General features: G+C 70.8%; 15 protein-coding genes. 4 read left to right on the forward strand and 11 right to left on the reverse strand.

What is annotated here, in order from left to right; all coding sequences use genetic code 11:
- Window positions 1–102: 102 nt before the first annotated feature.
- From ACIP6U_RS44890 to ACIP6U_RS44905, 4 genes are all read right to left on the reverse strand, one after another.
- Complete coding sequence (locus ACIP6U_RS44890; protein ID WP_401728929.1) at window positions 103–2,139, reverse strand: NAD(+) synthase; 2,037 nt, start codon at window positions 2,137–2,139, stop codon at window positions 103–105.
- 115 nt (window positions 2,140–2,254) lie between these two features.
- Complete coding sequence (locus ACIP6U_RS44895; protein ID WP_401728930.1) at window positions 2,255–4,213, reverse strand: protease pro-enzyme activation domain-containing protein; 1,959 nt, start codon at window positions 4,211–4,213, stop codon at window positions 2,255–2,257.
- Window positions 4,214–4,451: 238 nt separating this feature from the next.
- Window positions 4,452–5,075 carry a DUF305 domain-containing protein gene (locus ACIP6U_RS44900; RefSeq protein WP_401728932.1) on the reverse strand — a complete coding sequence of 208 codons (624 nt, stop codon included), beginning with the start codon at window positions 5,073–5,075 and terminating at the stop codon, window positions 4,452–4,454.
- Window positions 5,072–5,749, reverse strand: a complete 678-nt coding sequence (locus ACIP6U_RS44905) for a DUF3105 domain-containing protein (protein WP_401728933.1) — start codon at window positions 5,747–5,749, stop codon at window positions 5,072–5,074. The genes ACIP6U_RS44900 and ACIP6U_RS44905 overlap by 4 nt, the downstream gene beginning before the upstream one ends.
- Window positions 5,750–5,909: 160 nt before the next feature.
- Between ACIP6U_RS44905 and ACIP6U_RS44910 the strand changes: the two genes are divergently transcribed.
- On the forward strand, window positions 5,910–6,059 hold the full coding sequence (locus ACIP6U_RS44910; RefSeq protein ID WP_401728934.1) for a hypothetical protein: 150 nt from the start codon (window positions 5,910–5,912) through the stop codon (window positions 6,057–6,059).
- 24 nt (window positions 6,060–6,083) lie between these two features.
- Entirely contained in the window at window positions 6,084–7,445 is a 1,362-nt protein-coding gene (gene glnA, locus ACIP6U_RS44915; protein WP_401728936.1) for a type I glutamate--ammonia ligase, read from the forward strand.
- On the opposite strand, the gene ACIP6U_RS44920 is transcribed toward glnA, so the two are convergent.
- From ACIP6U_RS44920 to ACIP6U_RS44945, 6 genes are all read right to left on the reverse strand, one after another.
- Window positions 7,442–8,461: a TolB family protein gene (locus ACIP6U_RS44920; protein ID WP_401728938.1), complete on the reverse strand. Its 1,020-nt coding sequence runs from the start codon at window positions 8,459–8,461 to the stop codon at window positions 7,442–7,444. The two genes, glnA and ACIP6U_RS44920, sit on opposite strands and share 4 nt — an antisense overlap.
- Window positions 8,458–9,819 (reverse strand): MFS transporter, encoded by a 1,362-nt coding sequence (locus ACIP6U_RS44925; RefSeq protein WP_401728939.1) that lies wholly within the window; start codon window positions 9,817–9,819, stop codon window positions 8,458–8,460. The genes ACIP6U_RS44920 and ACIP6U_RS44925 overlap by 4 nt, the downstream gene beginning before the upstream one ends.
- A gap of 1 nt (window position 9,820) precedes the next feature.
- Entirely contained in the window at window positions 9,821–10,720 is a 900-nt protein-coding gene (locus ACIP6U_RS44930; RefSeq protein WP_401728940.1) for an alkaline phosphatase family protein, read from the reverse strand.
- Window positions 10,721–10,859: 139 nt separating this feature from the next.
- Window positions 10,860–11,300 carry a VOC family protein gene (locus ACIP6U_RS44935; protein WP_401728941.1) on the reverse strand — a complete coding sequence of 147 codons (441 nt, stop codon included), beginning with the start codon at window positions 11,298–11,300 and terminating at the stop codon, window positions 10,860–10,862.
- Window positions 11,301–11,352: 52 nt separating this feature from the next.
- A complete protein-coding gene (locus ACIP6U_RS44940) occupies window positions 11,353–11,865 on the reverse strand; it encodes a pyridoxamine 5'-phosphate oxidase family protein (RefSeq protein ID WP_401728943.1) in 513 nt (170 codons plus the stop codon).
- 83 nt (window positions 11,866–11,948) lie between these two features.
- Window positions 11,949–12,689: a response regulator transcription factor gene (locus ACIP6U_RS44945; RefSeq protein WP_401728944.1), complete on the reverse strand. Its 741-nt coding sequence runs from the start codon at window positions 12,687–12,689 to the stop codon at window positions 11,949–11,951.
- Window positions 12,690–12,868: 179 nt separating this feature from the next.
- Here ACIP6U_RS44945 and ACIP6U_RS44950 point away from each other — a divergent pair, with 179 nt between their 5' ends.
- Together ACIP6U_RS44950 and ACIP6U_RS44955 are read left to right on the forward strand one after the other, a co-directional pair.
- Window positions 12,869–13,783 (forward strand): hypothetical protein, encoded by a 915-nt coding sequence (locus ACIP6U_RS44950; RefSeq protein ID WP_401728946.1) that lies wholly within the window; start codon window positions 12,869–12,871, stop codon window positions 13,781–13,783.
- A 186-nt stretch (window positions 13,784–13,969) separates the two neighbouring features.
- On the forward strand, window positions 13,970–16,981 hold the full coding sequence (locus tag ACIP6U_RS44955) for a bifunctional [glutamine synthetase] adenylyltransferase/[glutamine synthetase]-adenylyl-L-tyrosine phosphorylase (RefSeq protein ID WP_401729083.1): 3,012 nt from the start codon (window positions 13,970–13,972) through the stop codon (window positions 16,979–16,981).
- On the opposite strand, the gene ACIP6U_RS44960 is transcribed toward ACIP6U_RS44955, so the two are convergent.
- Window positions 16,960–17,958 (reverse strand): DMT family transporter, encoded by a 999-nt coding sequence (locus tag ACIP6U_RS44960; protein WP_401728947.1) that lies wholly within the window; start codon window positions 17,956–17,958, stop codon window positions 16,960–16,962. The two genes, ACIP6U_RS44955 and ACIP6U_RS44960, sit on opposite strands and share 22 nt — an antisense overlap.
- Between the last annotated feature and the right edge of the window lie 60 nt (window positions 17,959–18,018).

Raw genomic sequence — 18,018 nt, forward strand, 5'->3', positions numbered from 1 at the left:
TCCGGCGTTTGAGGACGAGGCCGTTCAGGCCGAAGCGGGGGTCTGGGGGCGGCAGCCCCCAGAAGGATGGGACGGGTAGGGGCGGCGGGGGCGAACAACCGCCTAGTCGAACCGGGCCAGATCCCGCAGCCACACCGTCGCCGAACTGTCCGACGGCGCCCGCCAATCCCCCCTCGGGGACAGCGAACCCCCCGCCGACACCTTCGGCCCGTTCGGCATCGCCGAGCGCTTGAACTGCGCGAACGCGAAGAAGCGGCGGCAGAAGACCTCCAGCCAGCGCCGGATCTCCGGCAGGTCGTACGCCACCCGCTTCCCCTCCGGGAACCCCGGCGGCCACGCACCCCCCTCCGCGTCATGCCACGCATGCCACGCCAGGAACGCGATCTTCGACGGCCGGAACCCGTACCGCAGCACGTGGAAGAGCGTGAAGTCGTGCAGCGCGTACGGCCCGATCTTCGACTCCGTCGACTGCATCTCCTCACCCGGCACCAGCTCAGGACTGATCTCCGTGTCGAGGATCGCGGCAAGGATCTTCCCCGCCTCCTCGCCGAACTGCCCGCTCTCGATGACCCACCGGATCAGATGCTGGATCAGCGTCTTCGGCACACCCGAGTTGACGTTGTAGTGACTCATCTGGTCGCCCACGCCGTACGTGGACCAGCCCAGCGCCAGCTCCGAGAGGTCACCTGTGCCCAGCACGATCCCGCCCCGCTGGTTGGCCAGCCGGAACAGATAGTCCGTACGCAGACCCGCCTGCACGTTCTCGAACGTGATGTCGTACACCGGCTCGCCCGCCGCGAACGGGTGGCCCATCTCCTTCAGCATCAGCCGCGCAGTCGGCGTGATGTCCAGCTCCGCCGCCGTGACCCCGAGCGCCGCCATCAACTTGTGCGCGTTGTCCTTCGTGTGGTCGCTGGTCGCGAACCCGGGCAGCGTCCAGGCGAGGATGTCGCTGCGCGGACGCCCGGCGCGGTCCATCGCGCGCGCGGCGACGATCAGCGCGTGTGTCGAATCGAGGCCCCCCGACACCCCGATGACGACCTTCGGGCCGCCGATCGACGCGAGCCGCTGCTGCAAGCCCGCGACCTGGATGTTGTACGCCTCGTAGCAGTCCAGGGCCAGCCGGTCGGCGTCCGCCGGTACGAACGGGAACCGCTCCACCCGTCGGCGCAGGCCCAAGTCGGCGGTGGGCGGGGTGAGTTCGAAGGACACCGTGCGGAAGTCGGCCGTACGGGCCGCGTGCGTACGGCGGTTGTCGTCGAAGGTGCCCATCCGCTGCCGCTCCTGCCGCAGCAGGTCGAGGTCGATGTCGGCCACCGCGTACTGGTCGTCGAGCGGGAAACGGTCGGACTCGGCCAGCAACACGCCGTTCTCGTAGATCAGGGTCTGGCCGTCCCAGGACAGGTCGGTGGTGGACTCGCCGAGGCCGGCCGCCGCGTAGACGTACGCGGCCAGGCAGCGGCCGGACGCCGAGCGGGCCAGCAGCTTGCGGTCCTCGGCGCGGCCGACGGTGATCGGGCTGCCGGAGAGGTTGGCGAGGACGGTCGCGCCCGCCAGGGCGGCCTCGGCGCTCGGCGGCACCGGCACCCACATGTCCTCGCAGATCTCCGTGTGCAGCACCAGACCGGGCACGTCGTCCGCCGCGAACAGCAGGTCCACGCCGAACGGCACTGATTCCCCGTCCACCCGGATCGCGCCGCCGCGCTCGGCGTCGCCCGAGGCGATCTGCCGACGCTCGTAGAACTCGCGGTAGTTGGGCGGGTACGACTTGGGGACGACCCCGAGGACCCGGCCGCGGTGCACGACCACCGCGCAGTTGTAGACCCGGTCGCGATGGCGCAGCGGGGCGCCCACGACCAGGACCGGCAGCAGGTCCACCGACCCCGTCACCACGTCCCGCAGCGCCTCCTCGACCTGGTCGAGCAGGGCGTCCTGGAGCAGCAGGTCCTCGATCGAGTAGCCGCACAGCACCATCTCCGGGAAGACGGCGACGGCCACGCCCTCCTCGGCGCACCTGCGCGCGTGGCGCAGCACCGCCTCGGCGTTGGCGTGCGGGTCCGCGATGACGGTGTGGCCCGTGCAGGCGGCGACGCGGGCGAAGCCGTGCTGGTAGAGCGACCGGAAGTTGAGTGGAGGCACGGGCCCAGTGTAATCGTCACAGCGACGCAATGGGGTGGCGTGGGGAGTGGTGCGCCCCACGCCACCCCATTACAGGTGACCCGTGTCCCTACTGACCCTTGTCCCTACTGAGGAATCAGTGGTGACCCTTGGGCTTGACGAACGACTGGACGTAGCCGCCCGCGGGCGTGCCCACGCCGGTCACGTCGTCGTAGCCCTTCACCGCGGACAGCGAGCTGTCCTTGCCGAGGCTGCGGACCGAGGTCAGCAGGCCGTCGGTGGCGTCGTAGCCGTTGGCGAAGTCCACGCGCGCCACCGCCAGGCCGGAGCCCGTCGGGTTGTCGGTCACGTCGTGGTACACCTTCGAGCCGTACTTGGCGTAGATCGACGGGTTGGCGAAACCGATCGCCTTGCCGCCGCGCGCCTCCTGGGCCAGGGCCTGGACGGCCGCGATCACCGGCGAGGCCAGCGAGGTGCCGCCGATGCGGTACTCGCTGTACGACTCCGACCCGTCGGCCTGGGTCTGGGTCTGGCCGACCTTGAAGCCCGTGTTCGGGTCGGCGATCGCCGAGATGTCGGGCACGACGCGGTTGCCGGCGGCGTTGTTGGCCGTGGCGAGCGCGTTCGGGACGACACCCTTCTGGTAGTAGGGCTCGGACACCGTCTTGCTGGTGCCGCCGCCCGCGCCCGAGGTGTAGGCGCCCGGGAACGCGGTCCAGCTCTTGCCGTCGTCGGACAGCGAGGCCTTCTCGGTGCCCCAGCCGGTCTCCCACAGGTACTTGTCGCCCTTGCCGACGGCCAGCGAGGTACCGCCGACCGCCGTCACCCACGCCGAGTTGGCCGGGGTGTCGACCTGCTTCGTGCCGGTGTGGGCGACCTCGTCGCCGTTGTCACCGGAGGAGAAGTAGAAGCCGATGCCCTCGACCGCGCCCAGCTGGAACACCTGGTCGTAGGCGGCCGCGAGGTCCGGCGTCTGGTTGGCCTCGATGTCGCCCCACGAGTTGGAGACGATGTCGGCCAGGTGGTTGTCGACGACCTTGCTCAGCGAGTCGAGCAGATCGTCGTCGAAGCAGGACGCGCCGCCCACGTACGTGACGTCGGCGTCCGGCGCCACCGCGTGCACGGCCTCGACGTCGAGGGTCTCCTCGCCGTACCAGCCCGAGGCGTCGCACTCGTCGGCGCCCGTGTTCGTGTAGTTGGCGGGCAGCACCTGGTGCAGCTGACCGGTCTTCCACTTGGCGTCGCCGTGCTTCTTCGCGTACGTGGCCGCGTCGAAGGCGATGGTCGGCGAGGCGTAGGCGTCCGTGATGGCGACGCGCACACCCTTGCCGGTGTACTTGCCCGCGCCGTAGGCGGCGCGCAGCTGCTTGCCGGTGTAACCCTGCACGGCGTACGGGATCTTCTTGCCGTACGCGCTGGGCAGCGAGGTCGCGGTCTTGGAGCCGTAGTACGAGGAGAACGGCCCCGCGTTCTTGAACACCGCGGTCGGACCCGGCAGTTGGTCGTCGTGGTCCGCCTTGTGCGGAGCGTTGTCCAGGCCGGTGACGGTCAGGACGGCGCCGTTCAGGCTGTCCGGCGCGGACGCCGACTTCGAGGGCGCGCGGTAGGTCTTGGCGCCCTTGGCGTAGTTGTGCAGCTGGGTGCTGAACGCCTTCTCCGCGGCGGCCACGTCACCGGTGACGGAGACGTAGTGCTGCGTGACGCCGGTGACCTTCAGGCCCGTGGACGTCAGCCACGACTTGACCGCGGCCACCTGGGCCTTGGTCGCGCCGAAGCGGGCCTGCACCTGCTTGGCGCTCAGGTACTTGCCGTACGCCGCCGAGTTCGGGTCGGACACGGCCTTCGCGTAGGCCGCGAGGCCGTTGGCGTCCTTGCCTGCGAGGTACACCCGCAGCGAGACCTGGGAGCCGTTGGAGGTGGCCCCCTTGTCCGCCTTGGCCGTGGCCCAGGCGGGCTTGGTGCCCGCCAGCGAGTCGCGGCCCGGGTTGTCCGCGGCGTGGGCCGCGGGTATGCCGAGCGCCAGCGCGCCGGCGAGCATGGGCAGTGTTGCCGCCATGCTCACCACGGCACGCGACTTGGCGCGGTTGGATCTCATGGAACCCCCTGCGATGCGGTTCTTCGCATGTGTGGTCGGTCTCCGTTGATCCTCGGAGAACCGCGCCGCGGCGGGGGCACGGAATTGGATCAAACGGTAGAGGTCACTCTTTCGATGAACCGTTCATGCCAGGGGAATGCGAAAGCCAAGAGAACCTCTGCCCATGCCAAGAGACCTTCAAGGAACGCCCAGGATGGGGGATTTGAGGCTTTGGTGCGCTCCCGATCTTTCCGGAAGGTTACGAACGCGCCTTCGCGCCCCGTTCCTTGAGCATGTCCCCCATCAACTGGATCTCCGACTGCTGGGCGTCGACCATGCCCTGCGCGAGCCGCTTCTCCACATCGACCGAGCACTTGGCGACACAGCCCTCGGCCATGTGGATCCCGCCCTTGTGGTGGTCGGTCATCAACTGCAGATAGAAGACTTCCGCCTGCTTGCCGCTGAGTTCACCGAGCTTCTTCATCTCGGTGTTGGTCGCCATGCCCGGCATCAGCGAGCCGTCCTTGCCGGACGCCATGTCGCCCATGCCCATCCACGTCATCGGCGGATCCGCCGACACCTTCGGCAGCCCCCACAGGTCCAGCCAGCCGAGCAGCATGCCCCGCTGGTTGGCCTGGGTCTGCGCGATGTCGTATGCAAGTCGGCGTACGTCCGTGTCCTTCGTGCGGTCGCGCACGATGTACGACATCTCCACGGCCTGCTGGTGGTGCACCGCCATGTCCCGGGCGAACCCGGCGTCCGCGGAGTCGGCGGCCGGCAGGCTCGACGAGGAGCCGCCGTCCTCGGCGACCGCGTAGGTGATTCCGCCGGCCGCGATCAGCGCCGCCACCGCGGCCCCCGCGATCAGACCGGCCTGCCTCACTGCGACAGACCGTTCGTGCACGCGGCCCCCGGCTCCGGGGTCTGCTTGCCCTGCACGAACTCCGCGAAGAACTTGTCCACGTTCGGGTCGCTCGCGCTCGTCACCGTGCGCTGCTTGCCCCACGCGGTCAGCATGATCGGATCGGGCTGCTTGTCGTCCGGGCTCATCAGCGTGTACGGCGTCTTCTTCACCTTCGCCGCCAGCGCGTCCACGTCCGCCTTCGAGGCCTTGCTCGTGTACGTCACCCAGACCGCGCCGTGCTCCAGCGAGTGCACGGCGTTCATGTTGTTGAGCGCCTTGGAATAGACGTCGCCGTTGCAGTTCATCCAGACCTGGTTGTGGTTGCCGCCGACCGGCGGCTCGGTCGGGTACTTCACCGTCTTGGCGACGTGGGTGCGGCCCAGCGTCCCCTTCCACGTCTTCACCCCGTCCTTGCCGGTGACGAAGTGCCCCGAGGCCTTCGCGTCGGACGCGGTGTCACCCTTGTCGCCGTTGTCGCTCTGCGACTTCACCACGAACACGCCACCCACGATCAGCCCGGCCACGACGACCACGCTCGCGCCGATCGTCAGGATCCGGGCGCGCCGCTCCCGGGCCCGCTCCGCACGCTGCATCTCCTCTATACGCGCCTTGCGGGCCGCGCTGTTGCTGTTCTTCGCCTTGGCGGAACCCATGAGGTGTGTCCTTCTGGGGAAAAGGTGGCCGATCGGTCCGCTGATCGTAGTGGGGGAGGGGAAGTCTTTCGTAGGCGGGTCACAGCCAACCCCTTGACTTGCCCGTCTCCGTCGGATCAGTACGGGCCGGGCATTACGGATACCGGTGCGAGCAGGCAAGATGGCGGGAGAGTCGTACACCTGCCGGACCGGAGCCGTTCAGGCCTCGGTCGCTCGGCCGATCATGGTCGGCAACGCGCATGAAATGCTGTTGTGGTGGGATGCTCAGGTGCCCGACCGCCTCCCGCGCGACCTGGGGCAGGCGGCCTGACCAGCAAGGATGGGGAATCGGAAGATGGACAAGCAGCAGGAGTTCGTGCTCCGCACGTTGGAGGAGCGCGACATCCGGTTCGTACGCCTGTGGTTCACGGACGTGCTGGGCTTCCTGAAGTCCGTCGCCGTGGCCCCCGCCGAACTGGAACAGGCCTTCGACGAGGGCATCGGCTTCGACGGCTCCGCGATCGAGGGCTTCGCCCGGGTCTACGAGTCCGACATGATCGCCAAGCCCGACCCGTCGACGTTCCAGATCCTCCCGTGGCGCGCCGAGGCCCCCGGCACCGCCCGGATGTTCTGCGACATCCTCATGCCCGACGGCTCCCCGTCCTTCGCCGACCCGCGCTACGTCCTCAAGCGCGCCCTGACCCGCGGCTCCGACCTGGGCTTCACCTTCTACACCCACCCGGAGATCGAGTTCTTCCTCCTGAAGGACCGCCCGCTGGACGGCAGCCGCCCCACCCCCGCGGACAACTCCGGCTACTTCGACCACACCCCCCAGAACATCGGCATGGACTTCCGCCGCCAGGCGATCACCATGCTGGAGTCGATGGGCATCTCGGTCGAGTTCTCCCACCACGAGGGCGCCCCGGGCCAGCAGGAGATCGACCTCCGCTACGCGGACGCCCTCTCCACGGCGGACAACATCATGACGTTCCGCCTGGTCATGAAGCAGGTGGCGCTGGAGCAGGGCGTGCAGGCGACGTTCATGCCGAAGCCGTTCTCGGAACACCCGGGCTCGGGCATGCACACGCACCTCTCCCTCTTCGAGGGCGACCGCAACGCGTTCTACGAGTCCGGCTCGGAGTACCAGCTCTCCAAGGTCGGCCGCTCGTTCATCGCGGGCCTGCTGAAGCACGCGGCGGAGATCTCGGCCGTGACGAACCAATGGGTCAACTCCTACAAGCGCATCTGGGGCGGCTCGGAACGCACGGCCGGCGCCGGCGGCGAGGCCCCCTCGTACATCTGCTGGGGCCACAACAACCGCAGCGCCCTGGTCCGCGTCCCCATGTACAAGCCCGGCAAGACGGGCTCGGCTCGCGTGGAGGTCCGCTCCCTTGACTCGGGCGCGAACCCGTACCTGGCCTACGCCCTCCTCCTGGCCGCCGGCCTGAAGGGCATCGAAGAGGGCTACGAGCTCCCGCCGGGCGCGGAGGACGACGTCTGGGCCCTCTCCGACGCGGAACGCCGAGCGATGGGCATCGAGCCGCTCCCGCAAAACCTGGGCGAGGCCCTGACGCTGATGGAACGCAGCGACCTGGTGGCCGAGACCCTGGGCGAGCACGTCTTCGACTTCTTCCTGCGCAACAAGAAGAGCGAGTGGGAGGAGTACCGCAGCGAGGTCACGGCGTTCGAGCTGCGGAAGAACCTGCCGGTTCTCTAGTCGACGAACGCAGGGGACACAGCCGCGGTGCTCATGCGCCGCGGCTTTCCCGTGCCGTCCGACGGGATCTCGTACAGGTCCGCTCCGTAGTCGCCGGGTAGGGCGTAGACGAGGGTGTGGGCGTCCCTCCATACCGCCTGGTCGTCCACGCTGCGGGGTTCGGACAGCGGGGTTTCGTGCATCGTGCGCAGGTTCAGGACGTACAGGTGCCAGGGGGCGTCCTTCGGGAGGCCCCGGACCCGTTTCTTGTACGCGATGCTCGTGCCGTCGGGGGAGAGGGACGGGCATTCGACGTTCTCGTGGAGGGTCGTGACTGTCTTCGTCCGGAGGTCGCCCCTGACCAGGTACGTCCGGCCCTTTGTCGCCAGCGTCGCGTAGAACGTTCTGTCGTCCGGCGCGAACGTCACGCCCCAGAAGTTGGCGTCCGCCGAGTGGTAGGGGCGGTTGTTCTTGATGACGCGGAAGGACTCCAGGGTCGGGGTCAGGTCGCCCGTGCGTACGTCCACGATCGCCGTGCGCGTGGAGAAGTTCGTGCCCGCGTACGAGTCGCCGCCTACGAACGCCGTCCAGGCCGCCAAGTGGCCCGTGGGGGAGACTCGGGCGCGGGACGGGATGCCCGGGACGTCGTAGTGGGCCTTCTCCTTGAGGTGAGTGTCGAGGATCAGCGCGCGATAGGTGTCGGAGACCGGGCCGTGGACGGCTTGCAGGCAGACGCCGGTGCCGGCGGCCGCGTAGAAGCGCAGGCATTTCACGCCCGAGGCGATCCGTGGGCCGGCGGGGGCCGATGTGGGGACCGTCGTCAGCTCGTCTCTGTGTGGGCCCCAGGCCATGTTGCGGAAGATCATGTGGGCGGGGGTGGTGAGCGCGAGGCGGCCTGACGTGACCTTCGGGCCGTCGGGCTGGGTTTCGTTCCTGCGGTCCGCGCGGGCTGATGCATGGAGGATCGACGCCCCGGCGACCGCGGCGAGAGCGAGGATCGCCGCCAAGAGGACGAGAAGGCGGTTGCGTACGGTCATGTCGTGAGGCCTTCCTTCGTCGCCGGAACCGGGCGTAGGGCCAGCGCCGAGAACGTCGCGCACGCCGCCAGCGCCACCGTCGCCGTCAGCAGCGCCGTGCGGTCGCCCCACAGGGTCCAGGCCGCGCCGAAGCCGAGTGAGCAGACGAACCTTGCCAATGCCTGGCCCGTCTGGACCACGGCCAGGCCCGAGGAGCGCAGGCGTTCCGGCACGTTCTCCGACGCCGCCGCCATCAGCACGCCGTCGGTCGCCGCGTAGAAGCCGCCGTGCAGGAGCAGGACGGCGTAGGGGAGGGCGGGGCCGTGCCAGGAGGTGAGGAGGAGGGCGTATGCCACGAGCAGGGCGCCGTGGCCGGCCACGAAGACGCGGCGGCGGCCGATCCGGTCCGCCAGCCGCCCGAGCGGCAGTGCGAGGAGCAGGAATGCCGACGCCGTGCCCAGCGGGAGCAGCGCGAACCAGCGGTCGGGGACGCCGAGGCGGTGCTGGAGGAGGAGGTAGATGAAGGAGTCGCTGATCGTGGCCAGGCCCAGGAGCAGCGCGCAGAGCGTGATGCGGCGCAGGTCGCGGTGGGTGAGGAGGGCCAACGCGGCGCGCAGGGTGGGGCGTTGGGAGGGCGAGGGGGCTGGTGCCGGTGCCGGTGCCGGTGCCGGTGCTGGTCCGTCCGGCACCGGCGCCTGGCTCCGCGTCGAACCGGACGGCTCCCGTGCCGGCCTCCCCGTCGGACCCCCCGGCACGAACAGCACCAGCACCACCACCCCCAACACCGCCACGCAGAAGCTCACCGTGAAGACCGCGTCGTAGCCGTCGACCGTCGCCCGCAGGATGAGGAACGCGGCCAGTGGGCCGAGCAGCGCGCCCGCCGTGTCCATCGCGCGGTGGACGCCGAAGGCGCGGCCGCGGGTCTCCGGGGTGGCGGAGAGGGAGATCAGCGCGTCGCGCGGGGCCGTGCGCAGGCCCTTGCCGGTGCGGTCGGCCGCCAGGATCAGGCCGATGGGGGTGAGGGTGTGGGCGAGCAGGAGCAGGGGTTTGCAGGCCGCCGAGATGCCGTACCCCAGGCCCGCCACCCACTTGTGCCGGCCCCCGCCCCGGTCGGCCAGGTGGCCCCCGGCCAGCCGGACGAGCGCCGAGAAGCCGTTGTAGACGCCGTCCAGGAGGCCGAAGCCCAGCGGGGAGAGGCCCAGGCCCGTCACCAGGTACAGCGGCAGGACCGCCGTCACCATCTCCGAGGACACGTCCGTGATCAGGCTGACCGTGCCGAGCGCGAGGACGGTGGGGGCGATCCCGCCGCCCACGCGTCGGGTGGCGGTCCCTGCCACGGACGCCGTCGGAGTGCTCGCGCGGCTGTCCGCTGCGTACACGTCAGGACGTCCAGATGCCGGTGATGTCCTTGGCCGAGGCCGCGTTGCCCGCGTGGGTGGTCAGGCCCTGCGAGTCCTCCAGGGTGCGCAGCAGGTCGTAGTGGTTGTAGGTGGTGGCCGAGGTCGAACCCGCCGTGACCGGCTGGCCGTACAGGACGGTCGGGATGCGGTTGCCGGCCAGCCGGTTGTCCTCGTCGAAGGTGACGACGAGCAGGCTGTTGTGGGTCTTGGCCCAACTCGCGTACGCGCTCAGCTTGTTCTTCAGCCAGGTGTCACCGGTGGACACCGAGCAGTCGTGCATGTCGCTGCACAGGTTGGGCACGACGAAGGACACGTCGGGCAGGGTCGCGTAGTCGGTAGGGAACTGCGCGAAGGTCTTCGCGGTCGACGTCGGCACGTTGCTGAAGCCGAACCAGGGGTTGTGCTTGCGCGCGTAGTCGCCGCTGCTGCACGTCGTCGAACCCTGGCTGGGCAGCGTCTCGTTGTAGCTGGCCCAGGTGCCGCCGGCCGCGAGCACCTCGGAGGCGAGGTTGGCGGCCGAGGAGAAGCCGGGGGTGTAGCAACTGTCGTCCGTGACGCCCTGGGTGGAACCGGAGAACAGGGCGAAGTAGTTGGGCTGGCTCGGGTGGGTCTCGGCGTACGACTGGCTGAGGCCGGCGCCGCCGGTCCTGAGCGAGTTGATGTACGGCGCGCTGGAGGAGCCGATCACCTGGCTGTAGGCGTGGTTCTCGAAGACCACCACGACCACGTGGTCCGGGTTCGGCACGGTGGCCGCGGCATGCGCGGACGGGGAGCCGCCGAGGCCGGTCCACAGACCGACCGCCGTCGCCGTGAAGGCGAGCGCGGCGGCCACGGCGGTACGGCTGCGGCGGAACGTCGAAGGGGCGGAGCTGCCGGACACGTCTACCTCCGGTGGTGGGGGGAAGGGCGGGGGCGGCGGTACGGATTGAGCATGCGCACGCCAAGATTCTCCCGCCCCACCTCACCCAACCGGAAGCATGAAGACCGGGTGAACTACTCCCACCCGGAAGACGGGCGAACTACTCCCGCCCGGCCGCCAGTTGAGCCATCACCTGGTGCAGCGGCTCCGCCTCCCGCTTGCGGTACTCCTGGATCGCCCACCCGTTGCCGTCCGGGTCCTTGAAGTACATGAAGGTCGCCCCGTCCTGCGGCGCGAACTGCTGCGGCTCGGTGACGTCGAGACCGCGCGCGGTCAGCTCCTCGTACGCCGCCTTCGCGTCCGTCACGCACAGCTGCATCCCGTGGTACGTCCCCGGCTGCGGGGTCCCCGTCGGCACCTGGAGCCCGTCGACCAAGGCGATCGAACACCCCGAGCCCGGCGGCGTCAGCTGCACGATCCGTACGCCCTCCATCACTTCTCCGTCGAGGTCCACGTGGAAGCCGACCTTGTCCCGGTAGAACTCCTTGGCCCGGTCCACGTCCGTGACGGGCATCAGGATCACTTCGAGGGTCATGTCCATAACGACTCCTTTGTCGCGGGCTGCCGTACGCCGGCGGAACCTCGCGCGTACGTCACTCGAAGCGCCACCGCGTCTGGCTGAACGGCTCTCCCTTACCGAAGCCGAAAACCGTGCGCGGCGCCACCGCGAAGACGAAAGCGTGTCCGGCGCCGTGGTGGAAGGCCTCGTCGCGTACCTCGAAGTGCCAGAAACTGCCGTACTTCGTCTCCCACGCGGCGGCCAGCTCCCGCAGCCGGTCCTCGTCCGTGACCCGCACCGCCTCGCCCTCGACGACCAGGTCGTGTCCCTTGTCCCAGGTGTTCGTGCCGGTCGTCAGCACGACCTGCGGGTTGGCCGCCAGGTTCCGCGCCTTGCGCTCCTCGGGGCCGGTGCAGAAGTGCAGCGCGCCGTCCGCCCACACCGCGGGCAACGGCGTCACATGCGGCCGCCCGTCCGGCCGCACGGTGGAGATCCAGAACAACTCGGCCGCGCCGAGCCGTTCCTCGGCCGCGGTCCACTCCGTGGCGGTGGCGGCGGGGTCGCTGTAGTGGGGGTCGAGACGGGTCTGCGGGGCGTGGTTCGTCATGGGGCGTCCTCATCGACGTATGAAGAAAGGACCGTGCATGAAGAAGGGACCGTGCCCGCGGCGCGAACTCATCGGTCGGCCGGTCAGACCACCTCCGCCTCCGGGAACACCCGCGCCACCGCCGCGGTACGGCTGGACACACCGAGCCGGCCGAACGCGTTCTCCAGGTGCTTGCGGACGGTGCTGGGCGCCACGCAGAGCTGCTCGGCGATCTGCGGCGTGCTCATGCCGAGGGCTACGCAGCGCAGGACGTCCAGTTCGCGGTGGGTCAGCCGGACCGGGGGGCGGCGCCTGCGCACGGCCGCCAGGTAGATCTCGTACAGGTGCGGGGCGAGCAGCCGCAGCGTGGTCATCTCGTGGTCCTTGAACGGCTGCCCGTCCGTGCGGAACAACTGGAAGACCCGGGTGCGGCCCGGCGCGGTGGGCAGGGCGATGTCCGCGATGGTGGGGCACGGGCGGAGGAACTCGGTGTAGATCGGCTGGTTCCGCAGTCGGTGCGCCGACACGAAGTCCGCCATCTGCGTGGTCTCGGGGGTGTCGTGCGGGCGCGAGACCTGCTCGCACTGGAGGTGCTGGTGGCGCCAGCGCCAGTACTCCTCCATCGGGCCCTGGTCCTCGCCGTCCGGGGTGTCCCGGTCGTTCCAGCTGATCCTGGTCGGGATGTCCAGCTCCGAGAAGCTCGCGCAGTCGCACGGGATCAGCCGTTGCAGGCCGTGGAGCAGGGACATCGGGGGCACGCCCTCCGCGAGGTCCTGCCGGGCCTCGTCCAGGACGTCCGCCATGCGGCGCAGATGGGCTTCGGCGGTGGTGAAGGGTGGAGTCATCGCGGCCTCCCCGGCCGGTCGTACGTGCCGTACGACGCTACGCGCCCCGAGCGCCCGGTTCGCGAGGGATTCGTCAAATGCCGTATGGGATACGGCGATCGAAGCGTCCAGTGTCGACCCGTACGACCCATCGGCCCCCGCCACGACCACCGGGAGGGCCGGCTCGAACGGAGACACTCATGCGCGACCACGCTCCAGACACCCGCACGCACCCGTACCCGCACTCCCACCGCACCGCGGCCCTCGCCACCGGCGCCGCCGCCGTTCTGACCGCTGCCCTCCTCACCACCGGCTGCGACGGAACGACGTCGCCGGCCACCGCCTCGGCACAGGAGGACAGGGCCGGCTCGACCTCGGGTTCCACCACCCCGCGATTCACCTCGCTGCGTCTCACGCTCGACTCCCGCGGTGGCGTCCGGCTCACCGGCGGCTCGCGCGCGGCGGTCGGCGCGGCCGGGAGTTTCTCCGTGGCCGGCGGTCGCACGCACCGGTTCGACCGGCCCCCGGACCAGGTGCTGGTGGTGCTGCGGCACTGGCCCGACTCCGGTGCGGCACGGGCCTCGCGGGGGCGGGCGCCCGGGCTGTTGCCGCCGGACGAGTCCGCGGTGGAGACCGGGTTCCTCGTCGACACCGCGAGCTGGGTGCGGGCCGAGCTCGACGGACAGCCGCTGCGGTGGCTGCGCCGCGACACGCTCCGCGTCGACGCCACCAACGCCACCGCCGTCGGCGATCCCACGGTGCTCACGCTGTCCGGACCGCACGGGGGTCGGTCCGGACAGCCCGTCCCGCCGCCCGACACGAGCGCCTGCGCCGGCGTCGACCCGGACACCGCCCGGCACGCGGTCCTCCCGGACATCGCGGCGGGCACGGCCGTCCCGGACGCCCTCACCCGGCTGGGCGACCTGTGCCTCGACATCCAGTACGCCACCCGCCCGGGCGCCCGCCCCGGAACGGTCCGTCAGGTGCGCGTCCCGCTCGCCGGCCGGCCGGCCGCATCCGCCTGCCTGCCCCCGACGGACGACACCGCGGCGGACCCGGGCGACCGGGTGCTCCTGGACCCGACCCGCCCGGCGACGGTGGTGGTCGCCCGCTGAGGGGGCGGTTCGCAGGAGGGGAGCGGTCCCTGAACGGCTGGGGCCGACGTCCTCCGCCCGCCGAAACCGCCCTTCCACCCCGGCGCTTCCCCCAGGCTCTCCGGTTAGGCTCGATCTCGCATGACCTTGATCTCGTACGGCCCTGATCCGAGGGGCGTGCGGCGGTGGACGGGACGGGAGGCCGGGATGACGGTGCCGGGGCGCAGGAGCAGTACCTTCTCGCGGCTGCTGCGGCACGGTTTCACCGATCCCTCGGCGGCGGAGCGGCTGCTGGACAGCGGTGAGCTGACGCCCGTGCGCAATGACCCGGTGCTGCTGGAAGCGCTGGGCGCCACCGCCGATCCGGATCTCGCCCTGCTCGGTCTTGTCCGGCTGCTCGAAGCCCAGCCGGACACCACCGCGTGGCGGACGCTGCTCGACACGTTGATAGCGGCCAAGCCGCTGCGCGACCGGCTGCTCGGGGTGCTCGGCGCCTCCTCCGCGCTCGCCGACCACCTGGCCAGGCATCCGCACGACTGGCACGCGCTCGTCACCTACGAGCCGCGCGATCTGCACCCGGGCGTCGAGGAGTTCGAGCGCGGGCTCGCCGAGGCCACCGACCCGGTCTCCCTGCGCGTCGCCTACCGCCGCTGTCTGCTGTCCATCGCCGCCCGTGACGTGTGCGGCACCACCGACCTCGCCCAGACCGCCGCCGAACTAGCCGACCTCGCCACCGCCACCCTGCGCGCCGCCCTCGCCATCGCGAGCGCCGCCGCGCCCGACGACGCCGCGCTGTGCCGGCTCGCGGTGGTCGCGATGGGCAAGTGCGGCGGCCACGAGCTGAACTACGTCTCGGACGTCGACGTGATCTTCGTCGGCGAGGCCGTCGAGGGCGCCGACGAGGGCAAGGCGATCAGGGCCGCCACCAAGCTCGCCTCGCACATGATGCGGATCTGCTCCGAGACCACCGTCGAGGGATCCATCTGGCCCGTCGACGCCAACCTGCGCCCCGAGGGCCGCAACGGCCCCCTGGTCCGCACCCTCAGCAGTCACCTCGCCTACTACCAACGCTGGGCCAAGACCTGGGAGTTCCAGGCCCTGCTCAAGGCCCGCCCGGTGGCCGGCGACCTGGAGCTGGGCGAGGAGTACGTCACCGCCCTGGCCCCCATGGTCTGGCAGGCGGCCGAGCGCGAGAACTTCGTCGCCGACGTGCAGAAGATGCGCCGCCGGGTCGTCGAGAACATCCCGGTCGGTGAGGTCGACCGCGAGTTGAAGCTCGGGCCGGGTGGACTGAGAGACGTCGAATTCGCCGTGCAGCTCCTCCAGTTGGTGCACGGCCGGGCGGACGCCTCCCTGCGCAGCGGCACCACGCTGGACGCGCTCCACGCCCTGGCCGCCGGCGGCTACGTGGGACGCGCCGACGCCGTCCAACTCGACGACGCCTACCGGTTCCTGCGCTCCATGGAACACCGCATCCAGCTCTACCGGCTGCGCCGCACCCACCTCGTGCCCGAGGACGACGCCGACCTGCGCCGCATCGGCCGCTCCCTCGGCCTGCGCGCCGACCCGGTCGCCGAGCTGACCCGCGAGTGGCGCCGGCACGCGTCCGTCGTGCGCCGCCTGCACGAGAAGCTCTTCTACCGTCCGCTGCTCGATGCCGCCGCCCAACTCGCCCCCGGCGAGGCCCGGTTGAGCCCCGAGGCGGCCCGCGAGCGACTCGTCGCCCTCGGCTACGCCGACCCGGCCGCCGCCCTGCGGCACCTGGAGGCGCTGGCCTCCGGGGTGAGCCGCAAGGCCGCGATCCAGCGCACCCTGCTGCCGGTGCTGCTCGGCTGGTTCGCCGACTCCGCCGACCCGGACGCGGGACTGCTCAACTTCCGCAAGGTCTCGGACGCGTTGGGCAAGACGCCGTGGTACCTGCGGCTGCTGCGGGACGAGGGCGCCACCGCCGAGAACCTCGCCCGTGTGCTGTCCGCGGGACGCCTCGCCCCCGACCTGCTGATGCGGGCCCCGGAAGCGGTGGCGCTGCTCGGTGACGGCGGCGGTGACGGGGGCGGCCTGGAGCCGCGCAACCGGGCCCACCTGGAACAGGAGGTCCTCGCCGGAGTGGGGCGCGCCGACAACGCCGAACAGGCGGTCGCCGTCGCGCGCGGGGTACGGCGCCGGGAACTGTTCCGTACGGCCGCCGCCGACATCGTCGCCTCCTACGGCACCGACACCCACCCCGTCGAGGCCGACCAGGGCGCCCTGGTGGACCGGGTCGGCGGCGCGATCTCCGACCTGACGGCGGCGACCCTCGCGGGGACGCTGCGCGCGGTGGTGCGGGGCGGCTGGGGCGACACCCTGCCGACCCGGTTCGCGATCATCGGCATGGGCCGCTTCGGCGGTCACGAACTCGGCTACGGCTCCGACGCGGACGTCCTGTTCGTGCACGAGCCGCGCGAGGGCGTGCCGGAACGGGAGGCCTCCGAGGCCGCCAACAAGGTCGTCTCCGAGATGCGCCGGCTGCTCCAGGTGCCGAGCGCGGACCCGCCGCTGCTGATCGACGCCGACCTGCGCCCCGAGGGGAAGTCCGGGCCGCTGGTGCGGACGCTCCACTCCTACGAGGCGTATTACCGCCGGTGGTCTCTGGGGTGGGAGTCGCAGGCGTTGCTCCGGGCCGAACCCGTGGCCGGGGACGCGGAGTTGGGGCGGCGGTTCATCGAGCTGATCGATCCGTTGCGGTATCCGGCCGAGGGGCTCGGGGACGACGCGGTGCGGGAGATCCGGCGGTTGAAGGCGCGGATGGAGTCGGAGCGGATGCCTCGCGGGGCCGACCCGAAGCTGCACACCAAGCTCGGGCCCGGTGGGCTGTCCGACGTGGAGTGGACCGTGCAGTTGCTTCAGTTGCAGCACGGGTGGGTGGAGCCGGGGTTGCGGACTACGCGTACTCGGGAGGCGTTGGCCGCGGCGTGCGCCGCCGGTCTGGTGTCGGGTGAGGATGCCGAAATACTGGATGAGGCGTGGGTGTTGGCGACGCGGGTGCGGAATGCGGTGATGTTGGTGCGGGGGCGGGCGGGGGATACGTTCCCTTCGGAGAGTCGGGAACTTGCCGCTGTGGGGCGGTACTTGGGGTATGGGCCGGGGCATGCGGGGGACATGCTCGATGCGTATCGCCGTACGGCGCGTCGGGCGCGGGGCGTTGTGGATGAGCTGTTCTATGGAGCGGCTGCTGTGTAGGTGGGTTGTTCGTCGGGTGCCTGCCGGTGGGGGCTGGTCGCGCCCCGCGGCGGAGCCGCACATCGATACAGCCCCGCGCCCCTTTGGGGCGCGTCCATGGGGCGTCGGTCTGAAAGAGGGTGGCGTCGGCTGGACAGGGCCACGCCCGTCAGGACCACTGCCATTCCTGTCACCACCCTCCACCCCACCCGCTCGTCCAGGACCAGCGCGCCCAGCGTTACCGACACCACCGGCAGCAGGTAGCCGACCGTCGCCGCGTTGGTCGGGCCCTCGTCCGCTATGAGGCGGTAGTTGAGGTAGAAGGTGACGCCCGTGCCGAGGATGCCCAGGGCCGTGACCGCGAGGAGGGCCGTGGGGTCGGGGTGCAGGGGGCCCGCGACCGGGAGGGCCAGCGTGCTCCAGGCGGTGGCTGTGAGGAGTTGGGCCGCCGAGACGGCCAACGGGGCCTCGCGGGCGGTGAGATGGCGGGCCATGTAGGCGAACGCCATGGCATAGCTCGCGGCGGCGGCCAGCAGGGCGAGGGCGCCCCAGCCGAACAGGCCCGAGCGGTGCCAGGGCGCGAAGATCAGCACCGTACCGGCGAAACCGAGGAACAGGCCGGTCAGTCGGGTCCGGGTCAGGCCGCGGTCGGTGCCCAGGGCGACGCCGATCAGCAGGGACCACAAGGGAGTTGTGGCGTTGAGGACGCCGGCGACGCCCGAGTCGACCGTCTGCTCGCCGACGCTGAACAACGCGAAGGGCAGCGCGTTGCAGAAGAGCGCGGCCACGACCAGGTGACCCCACACCGTGCGGGAACGCGGCAGGGACTGACCTGCGCGGCGGGCCAGGAGCAGGAGGACCGCCGTGCCCAGGGCGCAGCGGGCGATGGTGATCTGGGCCGGGGTGAGGCCATGGTCCAGGGCGAGCTTGATCCAGAGGAACCCGGAGCCCCAGAGGAGTGCCAGGACGGCCATGCGGAGGGAGGAGGCCAGCGACATGGCTCTACGGTGGCCCGGGGATGGAATAAGGACAAGTGAAAGATAGTGCAGGCACTGTTA

The organism is Streptomyces sp. NPDC088794 (genome assembly GCF_044750545.1).
Taxonomy (GTDB): Bacteria; Actinomycetota; Actinomycetes; order Streptomycetales; family Streptomycetaceae; genus Streptomyces.

Excerpts from the sequence above, each read along its gene's own strand:
- ACIP6U_RS44960 (WP_401728947.1), bottom strand. The coding sequence starts at position 17,958 with ATGTCGCTGGCCTCCTCCCTCCGCATGGCCGTCCTGGCACTCCTCTGG.
- ACIP6U_RS44920 (WP_401728938.1), bottom strand. The coding sequence starts at position 8,461 with ATGACCGTACGCAACCGCCTTCTCGTCCTCTTGGCGGCGATCCTCGCT.
- glnA (WP_401728936.1), top strand. The coding sequence starts at position 6,084 with ATGGACAAGCAGCAGGAGTTCGTGCTCCGCACGTTGGAGGAGCGCGAC.
- ACIP6U_RS44950 (WP_401728946.1), top strand. The coding sequence starts at position 12,869 with ATGCGCGACCACGCTCCAGACACCCGCACGCACCCGTACCCGCACTCC.
- ACIP6U_RS44895 (WP_401728930.1), bottom strand. The coding sequence starts at position 4,213 with ATGAGATCCAACCGCGCCAAGTCGCGTGCCGTGGTGAGCATGGCGGCA.
- ACIP6U_RS44935 (WP_401728941.1), bottom strand. The coding sequence starts at position 11,300 with ATGGACATGACCCTCGAAGTGATCCTGATGCCCGTCACGGACGTGGAC.
- ACIP6U_RS44905 (WP_401728933.1), bottom strand. The coding sequence starts at position 5,749 with ATGGGTTCCGCCAAGGCGAAGAACAGCAACAGCGCGGCCCGCAAGGCG.
- ACIP6U_RS44940 (WP_401728943.1), bottom strand. The coding sequence starts at position 11,865 with ATGACGAACCACGCCCCGCAGACCCGTCTCGACCCCCACTACAGCGAC.
- ACIP6U_RS44945 (WP_401728944.1), bottom strand. The coding sequence starts at position 12,689 with ATGACTCCACCCTTCACCACCGCCGAAGCCCATCTGCGCCGCATGGCG.
- ACIP6U_RS44910 (WP_401728934.1), top strand. The coding sequence starts at position 5,910 with ATGGCGGGAGAGTCGTACACCTGCCGGACCGGAGCCGTTCAGGCCTCG.
- ACIP6U_RS44955 (WP_401729083.1), top strand. The coding sequence starts at position 13,970 with ATGACGGTGCCGGGGCGCAGGAGCAGTACCTTCTCGCGGCTGCTGCGG.